The organism is Mesorhizobium sp. M7A.F.Ca.ET.027.03.2.1, assembly GCF_003999175.1.
Classification (GTDB): domain Bacteria; phylum Pseudomonadota; class Alphaproteobacteria; order Rhizobiales; family Rhizobiaceae; genus Mesorhizobium.
On the sequence record NZ_RZOM01001379.1, the window covers coordinates 1 to 1278 of the forward strand.

General features: G+C 61.0%; 1 protein-coding gene and 1 pseudogene. Both read left to right on the forward strand.

Annotation, left to right across the window (positions count from 1 at the left end):
- Positions 1-202, forward strand: a pseudogene (locus EN750_RS34835) (4-hydroxybenzoyl-CoA thioesterase); the annotation flags it as partial.
- A 421-nt stretch (positions 203-623) separates the two neighbouring features.
- Positions 624-1278, forward strand: a 655-nt coding sequence (tolQ, locus tag EN750_RS34840) for a protein TolQ (RefSeq protein ID WP_127399312.1), incomplete at its 3' end; no start/stop codon positions are given.

Genomic DNA, 1278 nt, shown 5'->3' on the forward strand with positions numbered 1-1278 from the left:
CGCCCGCATTGATGACATCCTGACGGTCGACACCCGCACCGAGGAGATTTCCGGCGCGCGCATCTTCATGGCGCAGCAGCTCAAGCGCGGCGACGAACTGCTGGTCGAGGCGAAGGTCGAGGCGGCGATCATCGGTGAGAATGGCCGCCCAAGGCGTTTTCCCAGGGAATGGGTGGCGGCGTTCATGCCGAGGGTGCGCTGAGATTCAGGTGATGCCGGCCTGCAAACAGCAGCTCCTGCGCTTCCCCGTTCTACCGCATCGCGGTAGAACTGTGCTCACGTACGAAAAGTACGCTCCGCTCCGGTTCTCGGGATTTACCGTTTTCGGCTTGGCCTGACCTGAATCTCAGCACACCCTAGGCGCAGCCATTGAATTGATGGCCTTGCCATTGGGCGTGGCAATGCGCCGCGCCTTATATACTAACCCATCCTTAACCATAACGGTTCATGAAGAGATTGGTGAAGATTGGCGTTATCGAACGCCTTCCTTTCACCAATATTTGCCCCGAAAAGGCCGATAATGGCACAGTTTGGGGTTGTTCCGGTAGCTTCGTGCGAACCGACCACAAGGGATGCCAGGGGCCAGCCGCCAGCTTCGCCCGGAAAATCTTAAGGACGTAACGATGGAAAATATCGCACTCGCCGACCCGGGCGCGCAATTGTCGGTTTGGTCGCTGTTCGTTTCGGCCAGCTGGGTGGTCAAGCTGGTCATGATCGGCCTGCTCTGCGCCTCGGTCTGGACCTGGGCGATCATCGTCGACAAGCTGGTTTCCTATGCCCGTATGCGGCTGGCGCTCAACCGGTTCGAACAGGTGTTCTGGTCGGGGCAGTCGCTGGAAGAGCTTTACCGCACGCTCGCCGATCGCAAGACAACCGGCATGGGCGCCATTTTCGTCGCGGCCATGCGCGAGTGGAAGAAGAGTTTCGAGAAGGGCGCCAAGTCGCCGCTCGGCCTGCAGACCCGCATCGACAAGGCGATGGACCTAGCGCTGACCCGCGAGATGGAAAAGCTGGAAGGCCGCCTAGGTTTCCTCGCCACCACCGGCTCGGCGGCACCTTTCATCGGCCTGTTCGGCACCGTCATCGGCATCATGACCTCGTTCCAGGCGATCGCCGGCTCCAAGAACACCAGTCTCGCGGTGGTTGCGCCCGGCATTGCCGAAGCGCTGCTGGCGACGGCCATCGGCCTGCTGGCCGCCATTCCGGCCGTCATCGCCTACAACAAGTTGTCGTCCGACGCGAGCAAGATAGCCGTGCGCATGGAAGGGTTCTCCGACG